Annotated in this window: 21 protein-coding genes; 17 read left to right on the top strand and 4 right to left on the bottom strand. The window is 55.5% G+C overall.

The genetic code is table 11. The annotated features are described in order from the left end of the window. Positions 1 to 39: 39 nt before the first annotated feature. The gene (yfbR, locus tag C3451_RS03035) at positions 40 to 639 is read right to left on the bottom strand and encodes a 5'-deoxynucleotidase (RefSeq protein WP_022648832.1); all 600 of its coding nucleotides are present in this window, start codon (positions 637 to 639) and stop codon (positions 40 to 42) included. Positions 640 to 756: 117 nt separating this feature from the next. Beyond that, positions 757 to 1,971, bottom strand: a complete 1,215-nt coding sequence (gene alaA, locus C3451_RS03030; RefSeq protein WP_022648831.1) for an alanine transaminase AlaA — start codon at positions 1,969 to 1,971, stop codon at positions 757 to 759. Positions 1,972 to 2,907: 936 nt separating this feature from the next. Between alaA and lrhA the strand changes: the two genes are divergently transcribed. The 14 genes from lrhA to nuoN all read left to right on the top strand — a co-directional run bounded on the left by lrhA (position 2,908) and on the right by nuoN (position 19,502). Then, positions 2,908 to 3,846: a transcriptional regulator LrhA gene (lrhA, locus tag C3451_RS03025; RefSeq protein ID WP_045620914.1), complete on the top strand. Its 939-nt coding sequence runs from the start codon at positions 2,908 to 2,910 to the stop codon at positions 3,844 to 3,846. A 631-nt stretch (positions 3,847 to 4,477) separates the two neighbouring features. Continuing rightward, positions 4,478 to 4,918, top strand: coding sequence for an NADH-quinone oxidoreductase subunit NuoA (nuoA, locus tag C3451_RS03020; protein WP_045620913.1), 441 nt, complete (start codon positions 4,478 to 4,480; stop codon positions 4,916 to 4,918). A gap of 15 nt (positions 4,919 to 4,933) precedes the next feature. Then, on the top strand, positions 4,934 to 5,608 hold the full coding sequence (gene nuoB, locus C3451_RS03015) for an NADH-quinone oxidoreductase subunit NuoB (RefSeq protein WP_003861482.1): 675 nt from the start codon (positions 4,934 to 4,936) through the stop codon (positions 5,606 to 5,608). Positions 5,609 to 5,697: 89 nt separating this feature from the next. Then, positions 5,698 to 7,500 carry an NADH-quinone oxidoreductase subunit C/D gene (gene nuoC, locus C3451_RS03010; RefSeq protein WP_003861484.1) on the top strand — a complete coding sequence of 601 codons (1,803 nt, stop codon included), beginning with the start codon at positions 5,698 to 5,700 and terminating at the stop codon, positions 7,498 to 7,500. 2 nt (positions 7,501 to 7,502) lie between these two features. Next, complete coding sequence (nuoE, locus tag C3451_RS03005; protein ID WP_006176513.1) at positions 7,503 to 8,003, top strand: NADH-quinone oxidoreductase subunit NuoE; 501 nt, start codon at positions 7,503 to 7,505, stop codon at positions 8,001 to 8,003. Then, entirely contained in the window at positions 8,000 to 9,337 is a 1,338-nt protein-coding gene (nuoF, locus tag C3451_RS03000; RefSeq protein ID WP_006811381.1) for an NADH-quinone oxidoreductase subunit NuoF, read from the top strand. The genes nuoE and nuoF overlap by 4 nt, the downstream gene beginning before the upstream one ends. Before the next feature lie 54 nt (positions 9,338 to 9,391). Then, positions 9,392 to 12,115: an NADH-quinone oxidoreductase subunit NuoG gene (gene nuoG / locus C3451_RS02995; RefSeq protein ID WP_045620912.1), complete on the top strand. Its 2,724-nt coding sequence runs from the start codon at positions 9,392 to 9,394 to the stop codon at positions 12,113 to 12,115. Then, positions 12,112 to 13,089: an NADH-quinone oxidoreductase subunit NuoH gene (gene nuoH / locus C3451_RS02990; protein WP_022648828.1), complete on the top strand. Its 978-nt coding sequence runs from the start codon at positions 12,112 to 12,114 to the stop codon at positions 13,087 to 13,089. The genes nuoG and nuoH overlap by 4 nt, the downstream gene beginning before the upstream one ends. 14 nt (positions 13,090 to 13,103) lie before the next feature. Next, positions 13,104 to 13,646: an NADH-quinone oxidoreductase subunit NuoI gene (nuoI, locus tag C3451_RS02985; protein WP_003861491.1), complete on the top strand. Its 543-nt coding sequence runs from the start codon at positions 13,104 to 13,106 to the stop codon at positions 13,644 to 13,646. Positions 13,647 to 13,656: 10 nt separating this feature from the next. Then, positions 13,657 to 14,211 (top strand): NADH-quinone oxidoreductase subunit J, encoded by a 555-nt coding sequence (nuoJ, locus tag C3451_RS02980; protein WP_006176507.1) that lies wholly within the window; start codon positions 13,657 to 13,659, stop codon positions 14,209 to 14,211. After that, positions 14,208 to 14,510 (top strand): NADH-quinone oxidoreductase subunit NuoK, encoded by a 303-nt coding sequence (gene nuoK / locus C3451_RS02975; RefSeq protein ID WP_006176506.1) that lies wholly within the window; start codon positions 14,208 to 14,210, stop codon positions 14,508 to 14,510. Before nuoJ ends, nuoK begins: the two co-directional genes overlap by 4 nt. Further along, the gene (gene nuoL / locus C3451_RS02970; RefSeq protein ID WP_022648827.1) at positions 14,507 to 16,348 is read left to right on the top strand and encodes an NADH-quinone oxidoreductase subunit L; all 1,842 of its coding nucleotides are present in this window, start codon (positions 14,507 to 14,509) and stop codon (positions 16,346 to 16,348) included. Before nuoK ends, nuoL begins: the two co-directional genes overlap by 4 nt. Positions 16,349 to 16,508: 160 nt before the next feature. Beyond that, positions 16,509 to 18,038: an NADH-quinone oxidoreductase subunit M gene (gene nuoM, locus C3451_RS02965; protein WP_045620910.1), complete on the top strand. Its 1,530-nt coding sequence runs from the start codon at positions 16,509 to 16,511 to the stop codon at positions 18,036 to 18,038. A 6-nt stretch (positions 18,039 to 18,044) separates the two neighbouring features. Further along, positions 18,045 to 19,502, top strand: coding sequence for an NADH-quinone oxidoreductase subunit NuoN (nuoN, locus tag C3451_RS02960; RefSeq protein ID WP_022648825.1), 1,458 nt, complete (start codon positions 18,045 to 18,047; stop codon positions 19,500 to 19,502). 99 nt (positions 19,503 to 19,601) lie between these two features. Here the strand turns inward: nuoN and C3451_RS02955 are convergent, their stop codons facing one another. Further along, the gene (locus C3451_RS02955) at positions 19,602 to 20,606 is read right to left on the bottom strand and encodes a chemotaxis protein (protein WP_023306639.1); all 1,005 of its coding nucleotides are present in this window, start codon (positions 20,604 to 20,606) and stop codon (positions 19,602 to 19,604) included. A gap of 64 nt (positions 20,607 to 20,670) precedes the next feature. Beyond that, positions 20,671 to 21,588 (bottom strand): ribonuclease BN, encoded by a 918-nt coding sequence (gene rbn / locus C3451_RS02950; protein WP_124304230.1) that lies wholly within the window; start codon positions 21,586 to 21,588, stop codon positions 20,671 to 20,673. Between the two features lie 71 nt (positions 21,589 to 21,659). Between rbn and C3451_RS02945 the strand changes: the two genes are divergently transcribed. The 3 genes from C3451_RS02945 (at position 21,660) to menF (ending at position 23,862) form a co-directional block, all read left to right on the top strand. Then, complete coding sequence (locus C3451_RS02945) at positions 21,660 to 22,124, top strand: GNAT family N-acetyltransferase (protein WP_038416448.1); 465 nt, start codon at positions 21,660 to 21,662, stop codon at positions 22,122 to 22,124. Positions 22,125 to 22,174: 50 nt separating this feature from the next. Continuing rightward, entirely contained in the window at positions 22,175 to 22,480 is a 306-nt protein-coding gene (elaB, locus tag C3451_RS02940) for a stress response protein ElaB (RefSeq protein ID WP_022648821.1), read from the top strand. 86 nt (positions 22,481 to 22,566) lie between these two features. Next, the gene (gene menF, locus C3451_RS02935; RefSeq protein WP_045620909.1) at positions 22,567 to 23,862 is read left to right on the top strand and encodes an isochorismate synthase MenF; all 1,296 of its coding nucleotides are present in this window, start codon (positions 22,567 to 22,569) and stop codon (positions 23,860 to 23,862) included. The last annotated feature ends 75 nt before the right edge of the window (positions 23,863 to 23,937 follow it).

Raw genomic sequence — 23,937 nt, 5'->3', positions numbered from 1 at the left:
TTCGTAGGCCCTGCAAGCGCAGCGCCGCTGGGCGAAAAACTACAGCGGCGAATCCTGACTGATCTCATCCAGCGACAAATGGAAGCTCGGCACAAACACCTGCATAAAGTAATCCATCTCTTCGCTACGGCGGGAGTCGAGCGTTTTCTCCAGGCGCGTTTTCGCCAGCAGGAACTCGTTATTCCCCGCAGATAACTCTTCCAGACATTTCAGGTAGGCGCACAGCGCATCGGCCTGCTTAACCAGGGATTTCTCCTCTTCCGTATACTGATGCTCGTCGATCAGCGGCCCGAAGATATCACGCAGCTCATCAGGCACCATATCGATCAGCTTCTGCTGGGCAATCTTCTCAATGGCCTTATATTCCTGGGCAATCTGCGAGTTGAAATATTTCACCGGCGTAGGCAGATCCCCGGTCAGCACTTCCGATGCATCGTGGTACAACGCCAGCAGGGCGATACGTTCGGCATTAACCTGCCCGTTGAATTTGCGGTTTTTAATTGCTGCCAGCGCATGAGCGACCATAGCAACCTGCAAACTGTGCTCAGACACATTTTCAGTGCGCACGTTGCGCATCAGCGGCCAGCGGTTGATGAGTTTCAGGCGGGAGAGGTGGGCAAAGAAATGACTCTGACTCATAGGTTACCTTATGTCTTCACTGCGACGGACTTCATTGTGCGGGGAGGGGAGGGAAGATGCAAATTTGCAGATGTTACAGGCCGGGTAAGCGCAGCGCCACCCGGCGGAAAGTCAGCGTTACTGATGGTACCCCGAGAGGAATCGCCCGAAGCGGCTGATGGCCATTTCGAGATCGTCTTCGCGCGGCAGGGTTACAATACGCACGTGATCCGGCCACGGCCAGTTAAACGCCGTCCCCTGAACCAGCAGCACTTTTTCCTGCAACAGGAAGTCGAGCACCATTTTCTGGTCGTCGTGAATATTGAAGCGCTTCGCGTCGATTTTCGGGAACATATACAGCGCGCCGTTAGGCTTCACGCAGGAGACGCCCGGAATATCATTAATTAATTCCCATGCACGGTTGCGCTGTTCATAGAGGCGGCCGCCTGGAACGATAAACTCGCTGATGCTTTGATAGCCCCCGAGTGCTGTCTGGATCGCATGTTGCGCCGGTACGTTGGCGCACAGACGCATGGATGCCAGCATCTCCAGCCCTTCAATGTAGCCTTTCGCATGTTTTTTCGGACCGTTCAGTACCATCCAGCCCTGACGGAAACCGGCAACGCGGTAAGTTTTAGACAGTCCGTTAAAGGTGACCGTCAGCAGATCGGGCGCCAGCGCGGCGATAGAGTGGTGCTGCGCCGCGTCGTACAGGATCTTGTCGTAAATCTCGTCGGCAAAGATGATCAGGTTGTGCAGGCGGGCGATCTCGACGATCTCCATCAGCAGCTCTTTTGAATAGACCGCGCCCGTCGGGTTATTCGGGTTAATGATCACGATTCCCCGGGTGCGCGGTGTTATTTTGGCGCGAATGTCATCCAGATCCGGGAACCAGTCCGACGATTCATCGCAAAGATAGTGCACCGCTTTACCGCTGGAGAGCGATACCGCAGCCGTCCACAGCGGATAGTCTGGAGCGGGAACCAGCATTTCATCGCCGCTGTTCAGGAGCGCCTGCATCGCCTGAACGATCAGCTCCGAGACACCGTTGCCAATGTAGATATCTTCAACGGTGACGTCGCGCATACCGCGAGCCTGATAGTGCTGCATAATGGCTTTACGGGCGGAATAAAGCCCTTTTGAATCGCAGTAGCCTTGTGCAGTGGGCAGGTTACGGATCACATCCACCAGGATCTCATCCGGCGCTTCAAAACCAAATGGCGCGGGGTTGCCGATGTTGAGTTTCAGAACCTTATTGCCTTCCTCTTCAAGGCGTTTTGCCTCTTTGAGTACCGGGCCACGGATGTCGTAACAGACGTTGTCGAGCTTGCTGGATTTTTCGATAGGGGACATGAACCTTTAACCTTTTCGCTATTATTGCAACTTCCTGCCGTGGAAGCAGCACGGAACAATGTACTCCCACCGCGCTTCGTTTTGAAGGGCGCACAGAAGAAGATTTTGTCCAACCAGGCAGCACTGCTGTGATTGCTTAATCTAATGATGGAGTGATTTTGCGCCTGAAATTACCGTGAAAACGCTTAATGTTGGGTTTTTTATGCTGAAAGTTTCACATAAATATTAATATTATTCTGATTTAAATAAAAAGACGATCCGGGCTGAAGCGTTAGTCCCCCTGAGTGACCATTCGTAAAACCTGAATGCTGAGATACAGTTTGCTCTATTAGCAAAGCCAGGTTAAAAGTTACTCATGTGAAATTAATGTTAAGTGTTATTAATGAATGGCCTGAATCTAAATTAAACTTTATTTATTATTAACGACGAAAATGCAACTTTCGTTAATTTTAATAAAAAGAGTGTAGTTGCTTATCATTGGCGTTAAATCCGTTATATTGCAATAAGACTTATAAATATAGTGGATTTGGGTTAAGATGTGTTTTGGGAATGCAGCGTAGCGATAGGCTTGTTACGTATATCAGCTTCTGCCTTCCTGTATTAATCGATTGTTATTGTTAAAGTAATCTCTGGCTGATTGGGTAAGTCACATCTTGCTACGCTGGCAACGCCGCGATATAGATGGCAGAAAACATGTCTTACTCTTAATGGAATTTACATCTACCTTCAGATAACGAAATATCCTGAACGCAAGAGAATAAAAATAACGTCATGAAACGTGATTTCTGACTGTTGATATACCAAAGTACAATAACTATCTGTCAGGCAGTCTGCCGGGCCGGGACGCGAGGGAAACTCTTCAGAAGGAATTGCTTAACTGTTACACACAGCTTCAACCCGGGCAGCTCCGCACGAGCAACCTGAAAGTGAAAAGATATGATAAATGCAAATCGTCCGATAATGAATCTCGACCTCGATCTGCTGAGAACGTTTGTTGCGGTCGCCGATCTCAACACTTTTGCAGCAGCTGCTGCTGCCGTTTGCCGTACCCAGTCCGCCGTGAGTCAGCAAATGCAGCGGCTGGAACAACTGGTTGGTAAAGAGCTTTTTGCGCGTCATGGACGTAATAAGCTTTTAACAGAACATGGTATTCAGCTTCTGGGTTATGCCAGAAAGATACTGCGCTTTAATGATGAAGCCTGTATGTCATTAATGTTTAGCAACCTTCAGGGAGTGTTAACATTAGGGGCGTCAGATGAATCAGCAGATACCATTTTGCCCTTCCTTCTCAACCGAATTAGCTCGGTTTATCCGAAGCTTGCCCTGGACGTTAGCGTTAAACGCAATGCCTTCATGGTTGAGATGCTGAAAGAAAACGAGGTTGACCTGGTGGTCACCACGCATCGACCTGGCCAGTATGACTGCCTGACGCTGCGTACTTCTCCTACGCACTGGTACTGTGCCGCGGAGTACGTATTGCAAAAAGGTGAGCCAATACCCCTGGTCCTGCTGGACGATCCTAGTCCGTTCCGCGATATGGTGCTGACTGCGCTCAACGAAGCCCGTATTCCGTGGCGCCTGGCGTACGTTGCGTCAACGTTGCCTGCGGTACGAGCGGCAGTGAAGGCCGGACTTGGCGTAACAGCCCGTCCGGTGGAGATGATGAGCCCCGATCTGCGTGTGCTGGGTCAATCTGAGGGACTCCCGTCGTTGCCGGATACGGAGTACCTGCTGTGCCATAATGCCGCCAGCAACAACGAGCTAGCGAAAGTGGTATTCGAGGCAATGGAAAACTACCACAATCCATGGCAGTACGCGCCTGTTACTCCGGAAGGAGGGGATGACTCCCTGATTGTGGAAAGGGATTTTGAGTGATCATTCCCCCAAAATTCTCGTAACAAAATGTAAGTGCAAAAAAGAGCCACTCGCATGATTTTTTCCTGCGAGTGGTTTTTTTTGCTATTCATAACCGCGAACGGAGCAGGGTTAAAGCAAATACCGCTTATTTATCAATGCAGAAAATGCTTTTGGTTAAGTTGTAAACGATACCTCTTCTAACTTGCCTAATACCCCGCCGATGTTAAAAAAACAGGAAATATGTTGCTGTTTTTTTGATTGAATTAACAAAAGCGTGTCTCAGATCAAGAAAATACTCCCATTTGGGGGGAGGAATCGTTGGCAAATCCTGTCAAAATAGGAGGGTTATTTTTTTTACTTCCAAAACGGACACGATTCAACAAGATGCATTTGACGTAAAGTCATGTACCCACCAGGGTTAAAGGGCACCAAATGTTAATGAGAATCGCACGTTGTAATTTAATGTGAAGAAACCTTTGTTAAAGTTGACAAAAGGTTATAGAAAGGAGTAAAAAACCCCATCATTTTGCTGTCTATGTCTCATTTCTGACAGTTAGTGTAAGGTTATTTTGTTCCTCCCCATGAATCGATGTGATGCCCATCTGCCAGCAAGAGCAGTGTCGTCGGTATCACTTTTGATGAGTAAGCAATGAGTATGTCAACATCCACAGAAGTCATCGCTCATCACTGGGCATTCGCAATCTTTCTTATTGTAGCCATTGGCCTGTGCTGCCTGATGTTAGTCGGCGGCTGGTTCCTGGGCGGTCGCGCCCGCGCAAGGCACAAAAACACACCTTTCGAATCAGGTATTGATTCAGTAGGTACCGCTCGCTTACGCCTGTCTGCCAAGTTCTACCTGGTAGCCATGTTCTTCGTCATTTTCGACGTGGAAGCGCTTTACCTCTTCGCGTGGTCTACCTCCATTCGCGAAAGTGGTTGGGGGGGCTTTGTCGAGGCCGCAATTTTCATTTTAGTGTTACTGGCCGGTCTGGTTTATCTGGTGCGTATTGGCGCGCTGGACTGGACACCTGTGCGTTCACGCCGTGAACACATCAACCCGGAAAACAGTATCTCTAATCGTCAGCAGTAACAGCGAGGCAATAAGATGGATTATACGCTCACCCGCATAGATCCTAACGGTGAGAATGACCGTTACCCCCTGCAAAAACAGGAGATCGTAACCGACCCCCTGGAGCAAGAAGTCAACAAAAGCGTGTACATGGGCAAGCTCGAACATGCCATGCACGATATGGTCAACTGGGGTCGTAAGAACTCCATCTGGCCATACAACTTTGGCCTTTCTTGCTGCTACGTTGAAATGGTGACGTCATTCACTGCGGTGCATGACGTTGCGCGTTTTGGGGCCGAGGTACTGCGTGCTTCTCCACGTCAGGCTGACCTGATGGTGGTGGCCGGAACCTGCTTTACCAAGATGGCACCGGTTATTCAGCGTCTTTATGACCAGATGCTGGAGCCAAAATGGGTAATCTCCATGGGCGCATGTGCAAACTCCGGCGGTATGTACGACATTTATTCCGTTGTGCAGGGCGTTGATAAGTTCATTCCGGTGGATGTGTACATCCCAGGCTGCCCGCCGCGTCCAGAGGCCTATATGCAGGCGCTGATGCTGCTGCAGGAGTCAATCGGTAAAGAACGCCGTCCGCTCTCCTGGGTTGTTGGCGATCAAGGTGTCTATCGCGCGAACATGCAGTCTGAGCGCGAGCGTAAACGTGGTGAACGTATTGCCGTCACCAACCTGCGTACGCCTGACGAAATTTAATTTGCGCCTGTGGGCCTGGAGAACACCTTCGCATATCACTACTCAAATAGCGCGAAGCCAGGCTTAACAGTCACCACGGACCATTTGCAATGGTGAACAATATGACCGACTTAACCGCGCAAGAAGCCGCCTGGCAGACCCGGGATCATCTCGATGACCCCGTCATTGGCGAACTGCGCAACCGTTTTGGGCCGGATGCCTTTACTGTTCAGGCCACCCGCACCGGGGTACCCGTTGTTTGGGTGAAGCGTGAGCAATTACTGGAAGTTGTCGATTTCCTCAAGAAATTGCCAAAACCTTACGTCATGCTGTTTGACTTACACGGCATGGATGAACGTCTGAGAACGCACCGCCAGGGTCTCCCTGCTGCGGATTTTTCCGTTTTCTACCACCTGATCTCAATAGACCGCAACACGGATATCATGCTCAAGGTGGCATTGTCTGAAAACGACATGCATCTGCCGACGATCACCAAACTTTTCCCAAACGCTAACTGGTACGAGCGTGAAACCTGGGAAATGTTCGGCATGACCTTCGACGGCCACCCCCATCTGACGCGCATCATGATGCCGCAGACCTGGACCGGCCACCCGCTGCGTAAAGACTACCCGGCACGCGCCACCGAATTCGACCCGTTTGAGCTGACCAAAGCCAAGCAGGATCTGGAGATGGAAGCGCTGACCTTCAAGCCGGAAGACTGGGGCATGAAGCGCGGCACCGAAAACGAGGACTTCATGTTCCTTAACCTCGGTCCAAACCACCCGTCTGCGCACGGTGCATTCCGTATTATCCTTCAGCTTGACGGCGAAGAGATTGTCGACTGCGTGCCTGACATCGGCTATCACCACCGTGGTGCCGAGAAGATGGGCGAGCGTCAGTCCTGGCACAGCTACATTCCGTATACCGACCGTATCGAATACCTCGGCGGCTGCGTGAACGAAATGCCATACGTGCTGGCCGTTGAGAAACTGGCAGGCATCACCGTCCCGGATCGCGTTAATGTGATTCGCGTGATGCTGTCTGAACTGTTCCGTATTAACAGCCACCTGCTGTACATCTCCACGTTCATTCAGGACGTCGGCGCGATGACGCCGGTCTTCTTCGCCTTTACCGACCGTCAGAAAATCTACGATCTGGTGGAAGCGATTACCGGTTTCCGTATGCACCCGGCCTGGTTCCGCATCGGCGGCGTGGCGCACGATCTGCCGCGCGGCTGGGACCGCCTGCTGCGTGAATTCCTCGACTGGATGCCGAAACGTCTGGCGTCTTACGAGAAAGCCGCGCTGCGTAACTCCATCCTGAAAGGCCGCTCCCAGGGCGTTGCCGCCTACGGCGCGAAAGAGGCGCTGGAGTGGGGAACCACAGGTGCTGGCCTGCGTGCGACCGGTATTGATTTCGACGTGCGTAAAGCCCGTCCTTACTCTGGCTACGAGAACTTCGACTTTGAAGTCCCGGTTGGCGGCGGCGTTTCCGACTGCTACACCCGCGTGATGCTGAAAGTGGAAGAGCTGCGCCAGAGCCTGCGCATCCTTGAGCAGTGCCTCAACAACATGCCGGAAGGCCCGTTCAAGGCGGATCACCCGCTGACGACGCCGCCACCGAAAGAGCGCACGCTGCAACATATCGAAACCCTGATCACCCACTTCTTGCAGGTTTCCTGGGGCCCGGTCATGCCGGCACAAGAATCCTTCCAGATGATTGAAGCGACCAAGGGTATCAACAGCTACTACCTCACCAGCGACGGCAGCACCATGAGCTACCGTACCCGCGTGCGTACGCCAAGCTTTGCGCACCTGCAGCAGATCCCGGCCGCCATTCGCGGCAGTCTGGTCTCCGACCTGATTGTGTATCTGGGTAGTATCGATTTTGTTATGTCAGATGTGGACCGCTAATTATGCACGAGAATCAACAACCACAAACCGAGGCTTTTGAGCTGAGTGAAGCAGAGCGTGCCGCCATTGAGCACGAGATGCACCACTACGAAGACCCGCGTGCGGCGTCCATTGAAGCGCTGAAAATCGTACAGAAACAGCGTGGTTGGGTGCCGGATGGGGCGATCTATGAGATCGCAAAAGTGCTGGGCATTCCGGCGAGTGACGTAGAAGGCGTAGCCACGTTCTACAGCCAGATCTTTCGTCAGCCGGTCGGCCGCCATGTGATCCGCTACTGTGACAGCGTTGTCTGCCACATTACCGGTTATCAGGGCATTCAGGCTGCGATTGAGAAGAAACTTAATATTAAGCCGGGCCAGACCACGTTCGACGGACGCTTTACCCTGCTGCCAACCTGCTGCCTGGGTAACTGCGACAAGGGACCGACCATGATGATTGATGAGGACACTCACAGCCATCTGACGCCGGAAGCGATTCCTGACCTGCTGGAGCAGTACAAATGAAAACTGTAATTCGTACTGCTGAGACGCATCCGCTGACCTGGCGTCTGCGCGATGATAAACAGCCGGTCTGGCTCGACGAATATCAGAGCAAAAACGGCTATGCCGGTGCGCGTAAAGCCCTCGGCGGCATGGCGCCAGACGACATTGTTAATGCGGTAAAAGATTCTGGCCTGAAAGGGCGCGGCGGTGCGGGCTTCTCCACCGGTCTGAAGTGGAGCCTGATGCCGAAAGATGAATCCATGAACATCCGTTACCTGCTGTGTAACGCCGATGAAATGGAGCCGGGTACCTATAAAGACCGCCTGCTGATGGAACAGCTGCCGCACCTGCTGGTGGAAGGCATGCTGATCTCCGCGTTCGCGCTGAAAGCGTACCGTGGCTACATCTTCCTGCGCGGCGAATACATCGAAGCGGCTGAAAACCTGCGTCGCGCGATTGCCGAAGCCACTGAAGCCGGACTGCTGGGTAAAAACATCCTGGGCACCGGGTTTGACTTCGAGCTGTTCGTGCACACCGGTGCCGGGCGTTATATCTGCGGTGAAGAAACCGCGCTGATTAACTCCCTGGAAGGCCGCCGCGCGAACCCGCGCTCCAAGCCACCGTTCCCGGCAAGCTCCGGCGTGTGGGGTAAACCGACCTGTGTAAACAACGTCGAAACCCTGTGTAACGTTCCGGCTATCCTTGCGAACGGCGTGGAGTGGTATCAGGGCATCTCATCAAGTAAAGATGCCGGTACCAAGCTGATGGGCTTCTCCGGTCGCGTGAAGAATCCTGGCGTCTGGGAGCTGCCGTTCGGCACCACCGCACGTGAAATTCTTGAAGACTACGCCGGCGGCATGCGCGATGGCCTGAAATTCAAAGCCTGGCAGCCGGGTGGGGCAGGGACAGACTTCTTAACCGAAGCCCACCTTGACCTGCCAATGGAGTTCGAAAGCATTGGTAAAGCAGGCAGCCGTCTGGGTACCGCGCTGGCGATGGCCGTCGACCACGAGATCGGCATGGTATCCCTGGTGCGTAACCTGGAAGAGTTCTTCGCCCGCGAGTCCTGCGGCTGGTGTACACCATGCCGTGACGGTCTGCCGTGGAGCGTGAAGATCCTGCGCGCTATCGAACGTGGCGAAGGCCAGCCTGGCGATATCGAGACACTTGAGCAACTGTGTCGATTCTTAGGGCCAGGTAAAACCTTCTGTGCCCACGCACCGGGTGCCGTCGAGCCGCTGCAGAGCGCGATTAAATATTTCCGCGACGAATTCGAAGCAGGCATCAAGCAGCCGTTCAGCAATACCCATTCTATCAATGGTATTCAGCCGAACCTGCTGAAAGCACGCTGGTAAAAACAGAATTTTGATTAACGCTCGGTTTCGGCCGAGCCAACTGGAAGCATGCTAATGGCTACGATTCATGTAGACGGCAAAGAATACGAAGTCAACGGGGCGGACAACCTGCTGGAAGCTTGTCTGTCTCTTGGCCTCGATATTCCGTACTTTTGCTGGCATCCGGCGCTGGGCAGCGTCGGTGCTTGCCGCCAGTGTGCGGTGAAGCAATATCAAAACGCGGAAGACACGCGTGGTCGACTGGTGATGTCCTGTATGACGCCAGCCACCGAAGGCACTTTTATTTCGATTGATGACGAAGAAGCCAAACAGTTCCGCGAAAGCGTAGTGGAGTGGTTGATGACCAACCACCCACACGACTGTCCGGTGTGTGAGGAGGGTGGTAACTGCCACCTTCAGGATATGACCGTCATGACTGGTCACAGCTTCCGTCGCTATCGCTTTACCAAGCGTACTCACCGAAATCAGGATCTGGGGCCGTTCATCTCTCACGAAATGAACCGCTGCATCGCCTGCTACCGCTGCGTGCGTTACTACAAAGATTATGCAGACGGTCAGGATCTGGGCGTGTATGGCGCGCATGACAACGTTTACTTCGGTCGTCCGGAAGACGGTACGCTTGAAAGCGAATTCTCCGGTAACCTGGTAGAAATCTGCCCGACCGGCGTGTTCACGGATAAAACCCACTCCGAGCGTTACAACCGTAAATGGGACATGCAGTTTGCGCCAAGCATCTGCCAGCAGTGCTCCCTCGGCTGTAACACCAGCCCGGGTGAACGTTACGGTGAACTGCGTCGTATCGAAAACCGTTACAACGGTACCGTTAACCACTACTTCCTCTGCGATCGCGGTCGTTTTGGCTATGGCTATGTGAACCTGAAAGACCGTCCGCGTCAGCCGGTTCAGCGCCGTGGCGACGACGTCATTACCCTCAACGCTGAACAGGCGATGCAGGGCGCGGCAGATATTCTGCGCCAGTCGAAGAAAGTGATCGGCATCGGCTCCCCGCGCGCCAGCATCGAAAGCAACTTCGCACTGCGTGAGCTGGTTGGGGCGGAAAACTTCTATACCGGTATCGCCCATGGCGAGCAGGAACGTCTGCAACTGGTGCTGAAAGTGCTGCGTGAGGGCGGTATACACACGCCTGCGCTGCGCGAAATCGAATCCTATGATGCGGTTCTGGTGCTCGGGGAAGACCTGACGCAGACCGGCGCACGCGCGGCTCTGGCGGTTCGTCAGGCGGTGAAGGGTAAAGCACGTGAAATGGCAGCGGCGCAGAAAGTGGCTGACTGGCAGATTGCGGCGATCCTCAACATCGGCCAGCGCGCGAAGCATCCTCTGTTTGTGACTAACGTCGACAACACCCGTCTGGACGATATCGCCGCGTGGACCTACTGCGCACCGGTTGAAGATCAGGCGCGCCTCGGCTTTGCCATTGCCCACGCGCTGGACAGCAACTCGCCGGCCGTTGAACTGGATCGCGACCTGCAGAACAAGGTCGACGTGATTGTTCAGGCGCTGGCGGGGGCGAAGAAACCTCTGATTATTTCCGGTACCAACGCCGGTAGCGCTGAAATCATTCAGGCCGCAGCGAACGTTGCCAAAGCCCTGAAGGGCCGTGGCGCTGACGTCGGTGTGACCATGATTGCCCGTGCGGTGAACAGCATCGGACTGGGCATGATTGGCGGCGGCTCGCTGGAAGAAGCGTTAAGCGAACTGGAATCCGGTTCTGCTGATGCGGTGGTAGTGCTGGAAAATGACCTGCATCGCCACGCTTCCGCCGCTCGCGTTGACGCCGCGCTCTCCAAAGCACCGCTGGTGATGGTTATCGACCATCAGCGCACCGCGATCATGGACAAAGCACACCTGGTGCTCTCTGCTGCAAGCTTCGCAGAAAGCGACGGGACGGTGATCAACAATGAAGGCCGCGCACAGCGCTTCTTCCAGGTTTATGACCCGGCCTACTACGACAGCAACACCGTGATGCTGGAAAGCTGGCGCTGGCTGCACTCTCTGCACAGCACCGTGCAGAGCCGTGAAGTGGACTGGACGCAGCTCGACCACGTTATCGACGCGGTTGTTGAGAAACTGCCTCAGCTGGCGGGCATTAAAGACGCCGCGCCTGACGCAAGCTTCCGTATTCGCGGCCAGAAACTGGCGCGTGAGCCGCACCGCTACAGCGGTCGTACTGCGATGCGTGCCAACATCAGCGTGCACGAACCGCGTCAGCCGCAGGATAAAGACACCATGTTCGCCTTCTCGATGGAAGGGAACAACCAGCCGTCTGCGCCGCGTTCGCAAATCCCGTTTGCATGGGCACCGGGCTGGAACTCCCCGCAGGCATGGAACAAATTCCAGGCTGAAGTGGGTGGTCATCTGCGCCACGGCGATCCGGGCGTGCGTCTGATTGAAGCCTCCGAAACCGGTCTGGACTTCTTCTCTACCGTTCCGGAACGTTTCCAGGCACAGGAAGGCCACTGGCGTATTGCGCCGTACTACCATCTGTTCGGTAGCGACGAAATGTCCCAGCGTTCTCCGGTATTCCAGCAGCGTATGCCGCAGCCGTACATCAAGCTCAACCCGGCGGATGCCGCGAAGCTTGGCGTTAACGCGGGTGCGAACATTGCCTTTAGCTACGACGGCCAGACAATCAGCCTGCCGCTGATTATTTCTGAAAGCCTGTCAGCAGGGCAGGTGGGTCTGCCGATGGGTATGCCTGGCATCGCGCCGGTCCTGGCGGGTGCGCATCTTGATAACCTTCAGGAGGCAAAAGCATGAGTTGGTTAACGCCGGATCTTATCGACATCCTGCTGAGCATTCTGAAAGCGGTCGTCATTCTGCTGGTGGTCGTCACCTGCGGCGCGTTCATGAGCTTTGGTGAACGTCGTCTGCTCGGTCTGTTCCAGAACCGTTACGGACCGAACCGCGTGGGCTGGGGTGGTTCACTCCAGCTGGTGGCGGACATGATCAAGATGTTCTTTAAAGAGGACTGGGTTCCGCGCTTCTCGGACCGCGTGATCTTTACGCTGGCACCGATGATCGCCTTTACCTCGCTGCTGCTGGCGTTTGCTATCGTTCCCGTCAGCCCGACCTGGGTGGTGGCTGACCTGAACATCGGCATTCTGTTCTTCCTGATGATGGCAGGCCTCGCGGTGTACGCGGTGCTGTTCGCAGGCTGGTCCAGTAACAACAAATACTCGCTGCTGGGTGCGATGCGTGCTTCCGCGCAGACGCTGAGCTACGAAGTATTCCTGGGGCTCTCCCTGATGGGCGTGGTGGCGCAGGCCGGTTCATTCAACATGACCGACATCGTCAACAACCAGGCCGACATCTGGAACGTTATCCCGCAGTTCTTTGGTTTTGTGACCTTTGCTATCGCGGGCGTGGCGGTGTGTCACCGTCACCCGTTTGACCAGCCAGAAGCCGAACAGGAACTGGCCGACGGTTACCACATTGAATATTCCGGTATGAAATTCGGTCTTTTCTTCGTGGGCGAGTACATCGGTATCGTCACCATTTCCGCGTTGATGGTAACGCTGTTCTTTGGTGGCTGGCATGGCCCGTTCTTACCGCCGTTCATCTGGTTCGCGCTGAAAACCGCGTTCTTCATGATGATGTTCATTTTGATTCGTGCGTCCTTACCGCGTCCGCGTTATGACCAGGTAATGTCCTTCGGCTGGAAAGTGTGCCTGCCGCTGACGCTCGTCAACTTGTTGGTAACGGCGGCTGTCATTCTCTGGCAGCAGCCATAAGGGGCTTTGAGATCATGACCTTAAAAGAATTACTCGTAGGCTTTGGCACCCAGGTACGCAGTATCTGGATGATCGGCCTGCACGCGTTTGCCAAACGCGAAACCCGGATGTATCCGGAAGAGCCGGTATATCTGCCGCCGCGCTACCGTGGCCGTATCGTGCTGACGCGCGACCCGGACGGTTCCGAGCGCTGCGTAGCCTGTAACCTGTGTGCGGTAGCGTGTCCGGTAGGCTGTATCTCTCTGCAGAAAGCCGAGACGGTAGACGGCCGCTGGTACCCTGAGTTCTTCCGCATCAACTTCTCACGCTGCATTTTCTGCGGTCTGTGTGAAGAAGCGTGCCCAACCACGGCGATTCAGCTTACTCCAGACTTCGAGCTGGGTGAGTACAAGCGTCAGGACCTGGTGTACGAGAAAGAGGATCTGCTGATTTCCGGTCCGGGCAAATACCCGGAATATAACTTCTACCGGATGGCGGGTATGGCAATCGACGGCAAAGATAAGGGCGAAGCAGAGAACGAAGCTAAGCCTATCGACGTCAAGAGCCTGTTACCGTAAGGAGAGGGCAATGGAATTCGCTTTTTATATCTGTGGCCTTATCGCCATCCTGGCTACGCTGCGAGTGATCACGCATACCAATCCGGTGCATGCGTTGCTGTATTTAATCATTTCGCTGCTGGCTATTTCCGGGGTGTTCTTTGCGCTGGGCGCGCATTTTGCCGGTGCGCTGGAAATTATCGTCTACGCGGGTGCCATTATGGTGCTGTTCGTGTTCGTGGTGATGATGCTCAACCTGGGCGGCTCTGAAATTGAGCAGGAACGTCAATGGTTAAAACCGCAGGTGTGGATTGGCCCGGCAATTTTGTCGGCCATCATGCTGGTGGTGATTGTTTACGCTATTCTGGGCGTTAACGACCAGGGCATTGACGGCACGCCAATCAGCGCCAAGGCTGTTGGTATTGCGCTGTTTGGTCCGTACGTTCTGGCGGTTGAACTGGCCTCTATGCTGCTGCTGGCGGGCCTGGTTGTTGCCTTCCACGTCGGTCGCGAAGAACGTGTGGGTGAGGTGCTGAGCAACCGCACTGATGACCGTGCGAAAAGAAAAACGGAGGAGCGCGCATGATCCCCTTAACACATGGACTGATCCTTGCTGCGATTTTGTTCGTTCTGGGCTTAACCGGTCTGGTTATCCGCCGCAATCTGCTGTTTATGCTGATCGGTCTGGAAATCATGATCAACGCTTCCGCGCTGGCCTTTGTGGTCGCCGGCAGCTACTGGGGCCAGGCCGACGGTCAGGTGATGTACATTCTCGCCATCAGCCTCGCGGCTGCCGAAGCGAGTATTGGCCTGGCGCTGTTGCTGCAGCTCCATCGTCGCCGCCAGAACCTGAACATCGATTCAGTAAGTGAGTTGCGTGGATGAACATGCTTGCCTTAACCATTATTTTTCCGCTGATTGGCTTCGTGCTGCTGGCATTTTCTCGCGGCCGCTGGTCTGAGAATCTGTCTGCCACCGTGGGCATTGGCTCAATCGGTCTGGCTGCGCTGGTGACAGCGTATGCGGGTATCGATTTCTTTAACAATGGACGTCAGGCCTACAGCGTGCCGCTGTGGAACTGGATGTCGGTCGGTAACTTCAACATCGGTTTCAACCTGGTGCTGGATGGTCTGTCTCTGACCATGCTCTCCGTGGTCACCGGCGTCGGCTTCCTGATCCACATGTTCGCCTCCTGGTATATGCGCGGTGAAGAGGGATACTCCCGCTTCTTCGCCTACACCAACCTGTTTATCGCCAGCATGGTGGTACTGGTGCTGGCCGATAACCTGCTGCTGATGTATCTGGGCTGGGAAGGCGTGGGTCTGTGCTCTTACCTGCTGATCGGTTTCTACTACACCGATCCGAAGAATGGCGCAGCGGCCATGAAAGCGTTCGTCGTGACCCGTGTGGGTGACGTCTTCCTCGCTTTCGCGCTGTTCATTCTCTACAACGAACTGGGCACGCTGAACTTCCGCGAAATGGTGGAACTGGCGCCAGCGCACTTCGAAGCAGGCAACAACATGCTGTGGTGGGCAACGCTGATGCTGCTGGGTGGTGCTGTGGGTAAATCCGCACAGCTGCCGTTGCAGACATGGCTTGCCGACGCGATGGCGGGTCCAACCCCTGTCTCCGCGCTGATCCACGCCGCGACCATGGTCACCGCCGGTGTCTACCTGATTGCGCGTACCCATGGCCTGTTCCTGATGACCCCGGAAATTCTGCATCTGGTGGGTATCGTCGGTGCGGTTACGCTGGTGCTGGCAGGCTTTGCCGCGCTGGTGCAGACCGACATCAAACGCGTTCTCGCGTACTCCACCATGAGCCAGATTGGTTACATGTTCCTGGCGCTGGGCGTGCAGGCGTGGGACGCAGCCATTTTCCACCTGATGACGCACGCGTTCTTTAAAGCGCTGCTGTTCCTCTCATCCGGTTCGGTGATCCTGGCCTGCCACCACGAGCAGAATATCTTCAAAATGGGCGGACTGCGTAAGTCCATCCCGCTGGTCTATGTCTGCTTCCTGGTAGGCGGCGCGGCGCTGGCGGCACTGCCGCTGATTACCGCAGGCTTCTTCAGTAAGGATGAAATCCTGGCGGGCGCCATGGCGAATGGTCATATCAATCTGATGGTTGCGGGTCTGGTCGGTGCGTTTATGACCTCCCTGTACACCTTCCGTATGATTTTCATCGTCTTCCACGGTAAAGAACAAATTCACGCCCACGCAGGGAAGGGGATTACCCACCACCTGCCGCTGATTGTGCTGCTGGTACTCTCCACCTTCGTTGGCGCGATGATTGTGCCACCGTTGCAGGGCGTACTGCCGGCAACAACCGAGCTTGAGCACGGTCGCGTTCTGACGCTTGAAATCACCTCGGGCGTTGTGGCTATCGCGGGCATCCTGATTGCCGCATGGCTGTGGCTGGGCAAACGCACGCTGGTGACTGCCGTTGCCAACAGCGCGCCGGGCCGTCTGCTGGGCACCTGGTGGTACAACGCATGGGGCTTCGACTGGCTGTACGACATGATCTTCGTGAAGCCGTTCCTGGGCATTGCGTGGCTGTTGAAGCGCGATCCGCTGAACAGCCTGATGAATATCCCGGCGATCCTCTCTCGCTTTGCAGGTAAAGGCCTGCTGTACAGCGAGAACGGCTATCTGCGCTGGTATGTGGCATCCATGAGCATCGGTGCGGTTGTCGTGCTGGCGCTGCTGATGGTGTTGCGATAGTGGTTTTTGCCCGGTGGCGCTGCGCTTACCGGGCCTACGAGACCGTAGGTCGGGTAAGCGTGAGCGTCACCCGACACCACAAACCGCACTAACACGTGAATTTTGTCGAATTCGTTGAAAATCGGTCCCTGAGGGACTTTAACAAGGAATAAAAATCGCCATGTTATTACCCTGGCTAATATTAATTCCCTTCATCGGCGGCTTCCTGTGCTGGCAGACTGAACGCTTTGGCGTGAAGATGCCGCGCTGGATCGCGCTGATCACCATGGGATTGACGCTCGCGCTTGGCCTGCAAATGTGGTTGCAGGGTGGCTACTCATTGACCCAGTCTGCGGGCCTTCCGCAGTGGCAGTCTGAGTTCATTCTGCCGTGGATCCCACGTTTCGGTATCACAATCCACCTTGCGATTGACGGTCTGTCGCTGCTGATGGTCGTGCTGACCGGTCTGCTCGGCGTTCTGGCGGTACTCTGCTCCTGGCGAGAAATCGAAAAATACCAGGGCTTCTTCCACCTGAACCTGATGTGGATCCTGGGCGGCGTTATCGGCGTGTTCCTGGCCATCGACATGTTCCTGTTCTTCTTCTTCTGGGAGATGATGCTGGTGCCGATGTACTTCCTGATCGCGCTGTGGGGCCACAAGGCATCCGACGGTAAAACGCGTATCACGGCGGCCACCAAGTTCTTCATCTACACCCAGGCGAGTGGTCTGGTGATGTTGATTGCCATCCTGGCGCTGGTGTTTGTGCATTACAACGCCACCGGCGTCTGGACCTTCAACTATGAAGATCTGCTGAAGACCCCGATGTCCCACGGTGTGGAATACCTGCTGATGCTCGGCTTCTTCATCGCCTTCGCGGTGAAAATGCCGGTAGTTCCGCTGCACGGCTGGCTGCCGGACGCGCACTCTCAGGCGCCAACGGCGGGTTCCGTTGACCTGGCGGGTATCTTGCTGAAAACGGCGGCCTACGGTCTGCTGCGTTTCTCCCTGCCGCTGTTCCCGAACGCCTCCGCAGAGTTTGCGCCGATTGCCATGTGGCTTGGCGTGATCGGTATCTTCTACGGTGCATGGATGGCCTTCACGCAGTACGACATCAAACGTCTGATTGCTTACACCTCTGTTTCCCACATGGGCTTCGTACTGATTGCCATCTACACCGGTAGCCAGCTGGCGTACCAGGGCGCGGTGATCCAGATGATTGCGCACGGTCTGTCCGCTGCCGGTCTCTTCATCCTGTGCGGTCAGCTGTACGAACGTCTGCATACCCGCGACATGCGTATGATGGGCGGCCTGTGGGGCAAAATGAAATGGCTGCCTGCACTCTCCATGTTCTTCGCGGTTGCCACCCTGGGTATGCCAGGTACCGGTAACTTCGTTGGCGAATTTATGATTCTGTTCGGCAGCTTCAAAGTGGTTCCGATGATTACCGTCATCTCCACCTTTGGTCTGGTGTTCGCCTCCGTGTACTCGCTGGCGATGCTGCACCGCGCCTACTTCGGTAAAGCGAAGAGCGAAATTGCTGCTAAAGAACTGCCGGGGATGTCGCTGCGTGAGCTGTCCATCATCCTGCTGCTGGTCGTACTGCTGGTGCTGCTGGGCTTCTATCCGCAGCCGATTCTGGATACCTCGCACTCCGCGATGGGTAACATCCAGCAGTGGTTTGTTAATTCTGCTTCTACTACAAGGCCGTAATTCGCCATGACAATAACTCCACAACAACTGATCGCGCTGCTACCGCTGCTGATCGTCGGATTGACGGTGGTGGTTGTGATGCTCTCCATTGCGTGGCGACGCAATCACTTCCTGAATGCGACCCTGTCCGTTCTGGGTCTGAACGCTGCGTTAGTCTCCCTCTGGTTTGTTGGCCAGGCGGGCGCAATGGACGTCACGCCGCTGATGCGCGTTGACGGCTACGCCATGCTCTACACCGGTCTGGTGCTGCTGGCGAGCCTGGCAACCTGTACCTTTGCGTACCCGTGGCTCGAAGGGTATAACGACAACAAAGAAGAGTTTTACCTGCTGGTACTGATTGCCGCGCTCGGCGGCATTCTGCTGGCGAACGCGAACCACATGGCCGCGCTGTTCCTCGGTATTGAGCTGATCTCACTGCCGCTGTTCGGCCTGATTGGTTACGCTTTCCGTCAGAAGCGCTCTCTGGAAGCGGCGATCAAGTACACCATCTTGTCCGCTGCTGCGTCGTCGTTCCTGCTGTTCGGTATCGCGCTGCTGTATGCACAGACGGGTAACCTCTCCTTCCTGGCGCTCGGTAAGAGCCTCGGCGACGGTATGATGCACGAGCCGCTGCTGCTGGCGGGTCTGGGCATGATGATTGTAGGCCTTGGCTTTAAACTCTCTCTGGTGCCGTTCCACCTGTGGACGCCAGACGTTTATCAGGGTGCGCCAGCGCCGGTCTCTACCTTCCTGGCGACGGCGAGTAAAATCGCTATCTTTGGCGTGGTCATGCGTCTGTTCCTGTACGCCCCGGTGGGTGACAGCGAAGCGGTTCGCGTGGTGCTGGGCATTATCGCGTTCGTCTCCATCATCTTCGGTAACCTGATGGCGCTGAGCCAGACCAACATTAAGCGTCTGCTGGGCTACTCCTCAATCTCCCATCTGGGCTACCTGCTGGTGGCGCTGATTGCGCTGCAAAGCGGTGAGATGTCGATGGAAACCGTGGGTGTGTATCTGGCCGGTTACCTGTTCAGCAGCCTCGGCGCGTTCGGCGTGGTGAGCCTGATGTCCAGCCCGTACCGTGGCCCGGATGCAGATTCCCTGTTCTCCTACCGTGGTCTGTTCTGGCACCGTCCGATTCTGTCTGCGGTAATGACCGTGATGATGCTCTCTCTGGCGGGTATCCCGATGACGCTGGGCTTTATCGGTAAGTTCTACGTGCTGGCCGTCGGTGTGCAGGCGGGTCTGTGGTGGCTGACTGCCGGTGTCGTTATCGGCTCCGCGATTGGTCTTTACTACTACCTGCGTGTGGCTGTGAGCCTGTACCTGAGTGCGCCTCAGCAGCTCAACCGTGATGCGCCGTCCAACTGGCAGTACAGCGCCGGGGGGATCGTGGTGCTGATCTCCGCGCTTCTGGTGCTAATCTTCGGTATCTATCCGCAGCCGCTGATTGAGATTGTGCAGCGCGCGATGCCGCTGATGTAAAAGCAAAAAACCCGCCTCGGCGGGTTTTTTATTGCCCAGCGGCGCTACGCTTGCAGGGCCTACAGGTCTTGTAGGTCGGGTAAGCGAAGCGCCACCCGACTAAGCTAACTGCTTCCTGCTTATAAGCGGCCCGTCAATCTTCTTCATCGAGCGGTCCAGCACCTCTTCAATCACCGACGACAGCTCATTCAGCTCAAACTTCGCCACATAGCCGTCAGCCTTTACTTTGCGTATATGATCTTCGTTCGCGTTGCCGGAAAGAGACGAGTGGATCACCACCGGAATATCTTTCAGTACCGGGTCAGTTTTGATTTTGCGCGTCAGCGTAAAGCCGTCCATCTCCGGCATTTCGAGGTCGGTTAATACCAGGGCAATCTTATCGGTAACGGGGACGCCCTCAGCCTGAGCCTGCGCGGCAAGCTGAGTGATTTTCTCCCATGCGTCTTTGCCGGTGATATGCAACTGAGCCGGGATCTCCATTGCCTGCAATCCCTTCTCCAGCATTGAGCGCGCTACTTTCGAGTCTTCAGCAACAATCGCGACAGAGCCAGGCTTGATGTTGAATTTGGTGGTTTCCAGATGGGTGGCGTGCAGATCGTGGTTCGCCGGGGTGATGTCATACAGGATCTGCTCCACGTCGAGCACCATTGCCAGATCGTTGGTATCGGTCTTATCGTCCAGACAGGCAATGCTGGTGATGTAGCGACCGCTGACGGCGGTTTCCGCGGCGTGCACCTGCTTCCAGTCGAGACGCATGATGTTCTCCACCGATTCCACGGCAAACGCCTGCACGCTGCGGGCATATTCGGTGATCAGCAAAATGTTTAGCCCGGTGGCTGGCTTGCAGCCGGCGACGGCGGCCAGATCGATCACCGGGATCACCTGGTCGCGAATATTTACCATCCCCATCAGCGGAGACTTCATTCCCGCTGGTTTGGTGAAGGTCGGCATCGGCACAATTTCGCGCAGTTTGAACACGTTGATGCCGAACAGCTCGGATTTATTTTCGTTCAGAGAGGTGCCAAGACGGAACAGCAACAGTTCAAAACGGTTGGACTGGGTCAGGTTCGCCCTGTCATCAATATCTTTCTGGAAATTATCCATTCTACCCTCAAGAGAAATGCTGGCCTTTTAATCGTTATCGGCACCCTGAGGGAAAAATGAAGGACTAAACGCTGACCTGAGCAAAATCTTCCGCCAGCTCGCATGCGGGGAACACCTCCCGACACTCTGCCAGCAGGCTTTCACAGCCGCGGACGTCATAGCGTGAGCTGACGTGAGTGACAATCAGTTTCCGGACGCCAGCCTCGCGCGCCAGCTGCGCAGCCTGACGCGTTGAGCTGTGCCCCCGGCTGTTGGCTTTTTCTTCCATCGCCGCTTCCAGCGTTGCCTCATGCACCATCACATCCACACCCCCGGCAAGCCGGAGCGCCGAAGGGCAGGGGGCGGTATCCCCAAAAATAGCCAGTTTTTTGCCCGGCTGCGGCGGCGCAAGGTAATCCTGACCGTTGATGACGCGCCCGTCTTCCAGCGTGACGGTCTCGCCGTGCTTCAGACGCTGGAACAGCGGGCCAGGTTTCACCCCATCGGCCTGCAACGCGGCGGCGTTCAGCGCCCCGGGCTTATCATGCTCCTCAACGCGATAACCGTAGCATTCCACCGGATGGTTAAGCGGGTAAGCGCGCACCTGGTAATCTCCGTCGTCGAACACCAGACCTTCGCCGATCTCAACCACCTCCAGCGGATAGTCGGTCCACGAGCCGCTCAGGCGCAGCGTGGTCTCAACGAATGCCTGAATACCCGCAGGGCCATAAATGGTCAGCGGGTTAGCGTTACCGGCCATCGAACGGCTACACAGCAGGCCCGGCAGGCCAAACAGATGGTCGCCGTGCAGATGGGTGATAAATATTTTATCCACTTTCCGCGGGTGGTATGAGGTATGCAGCAACTGATGCTGCGTACCTTCGCCGCAGTCAAACAGCCACAGCCCGCCGCGGGTAGGATGCTTAAGATCCAGCAGAATAGCCGTCACGTTTCGTGAGCGGGTTGGCACGCCCGCGGACGTACCCAGAAAAATCAGTTCCATAACGCAATCAGCCCTTTGCCGAATGGGAAGGGGTTTAGTATAACGTGATGAACCCCAGGAAGGAGAAACACATGATCCAGTGGCAAGATCTACACCACAGCGAACTGACTATTCAGTCACTCTACGCCCTGCTCAAACTGCGCTGCGAAGTTTTTGTGGTTGAACAAACCTGCCCGTATCAGGATATCGACGGCGATGACCTGGTCGGCGAGAACCGGCACATCCTCGGCTGGCGCGATAACGAGCTGGTGGCGTATGCGAGGATTCTGAAAAGCGAAGAGGATTTTGACCCTGTCGTCATTGGCCGCGTCATTATCAGCGGAAGCGCGCGCGGTGAAAAGCTGGGCTATCAGCTGATGGAAAAAACGCTGGACGCATGCCAGAAACGGTGGCCAGACAAGGCGTTATACCTGGGCGCGCAGGCGCATTTGCAATCATTCTATGGCCATTTTGGTTTTACCCCGGTCACGGACATTTACGATGAAGATGGCATCCCACACATCGGTATGGCGCGCGAAGCGAAACAGGCGCAATAGCGAGACGTTGTCTATAGTTATCGGACTGGTGTACTAACATGGAGAAAAATATGTCATTTCAATCCTGGGATACCCGAGCAGACGACGATTTAACGCTGTTAAGCGAAACGCTGGAAGAAGTACTGCGCTCTTCAGGCGATCCTGCCGATCAGAAGTACATTGAGCTCAAAGCCCGCGCCGAGCAGGCGCTGCATGACGTGAAAAACCGCGTCAGCAACGCATCCGACAATTACTACTACCGCGCCAAACAGGCGGTTTATCGTGCCGACGATTATGTGCACGAAAAGCCGTGGCAGGGCATTGGGGTCGGTGCGGCCGTAGGGCTGGTGCTGGGCCTGCTGTTAGCCCGTCGTTAAGCCGGTAAACCCCTCCCTACACGTGGGTACTGCTATTTATCATCAGTACCCCGTATAATGTAAGGTTTTAACAGGGAGAGGTTCGCGTGCATTCGATTTCCATCGCGCTGGAACGCCTGCGCACTCAGCTTGCGCAAGCGTTACCCGCTACACCCGGTTTACGCCATTTCGATGTCTCTTTCCCGTTAAACGACGCCTTCGATCCGCTGGCCTGGCTGGGTGTGCAGCGATGCTATCCCCAGTTTTACTGGCAACAGCGGAGCGGTGATGAAGAACTTGCCGCGCTCGGAAGCCTCGCCCATTTTGACTCTTTGGCCTCGGCCTCCCGGTTTTTGCACACCCATGACGTAGCCAATGATACCCGTATCTGCGGCCTGAACGCCTTCAACCCGGCACAGGGAAAGCTGTTTTTACCGCGCCTTCTCTGGCGACGGTCTGGCGGGGTCGCCACGCTGCGCCTGCAACTGTGGAGCGAAACGTCGCTGTGTGACGATGCCGGTGACGCACTGAAGTTTATTGATAACCTGCGCGACGCCGCGCCGATCCGCCCGTTGTCCGTGCAGATTGTGCAGGAAACCCATCATCCGGAAAAACCGGAATGGCTGGCGTTGATTCGTCAGGCGACGGATACCCTTGCTCGCGGCGATTTTGAGAAAGTGGTGCTCGCACGTGCTACAGACGTGCAGTGCCAGCAGCCCGTGAACGCCATCGCGCTAATGGCCGCCAGCCGCGCGCTGAACCTCAACTGCTATCATTTTTGTATGGTCTTTGACGCCTGCAACGCGTTCCTCGGCTCGACGCCCGAGCGACTTTGGCGGCGACGCGGCATGCTGCTGCGCACTGAAGCGCTGGCAGGCACCGTCGCCAGCCATTCTGACGATAAGCAGGCCCAGCGTCTGGGCGACTGGCTGATGAACGACGACAAAAATCAGCGGGAAAATATGCTGGTGGTGGAAGATATCTGCCAGCGTCTTCAGCACCATACCCGGACGCTGGAGATCCTCCCAGCGCAGGTGCTGCGTCTGCGCAAGGTGCAGCATTTACGCCGCTGTATCTGGACCGAACTCAAACAATCTGATGACGAGCAGTGTCTGCATATTCTGCAACCGACGGCGGCGGTGGCCGGGCTGCCGCGTCAGGCAGCGCGAGAATTTATTGCGAAAGTGGAGCCGTTTGACCGGGAGTGGTACGCCGGATCGGCGGGCTATTTATCGCGCGATCAAAGCGAGTTCTGCGTGGCATTACGCTCCGCCCGCGTTCATGACGCCGCGCTGCGTCTTTATGCGGGGGCGGGCATCGTCAGCGGCTCCGATCCAGAGCAGGAGTGGCAGGAGATCGAAAATAAGGCCGCCGGGCTGCGTTCCCTCCTCCTGAGGGATTAATACTGATTCGTGCAATCCCGATTCATATCAAAATTCTGACTTTTTCTATTATTTATACTGTGTCGCATTCTTGAT

This window comes from Enterobacter sp. 301B, assembly GCF_003850715.1.
GTDB lineage: Bacteria > Pseudomonadota > Gammaproteobacteria > Enterobacterales > Enterobacteriaceae > Enterobacter > Enterobacter intestinihominis.
This window is presented reverse-complemented; position numbering and strand designations above follow the sequence as displayed.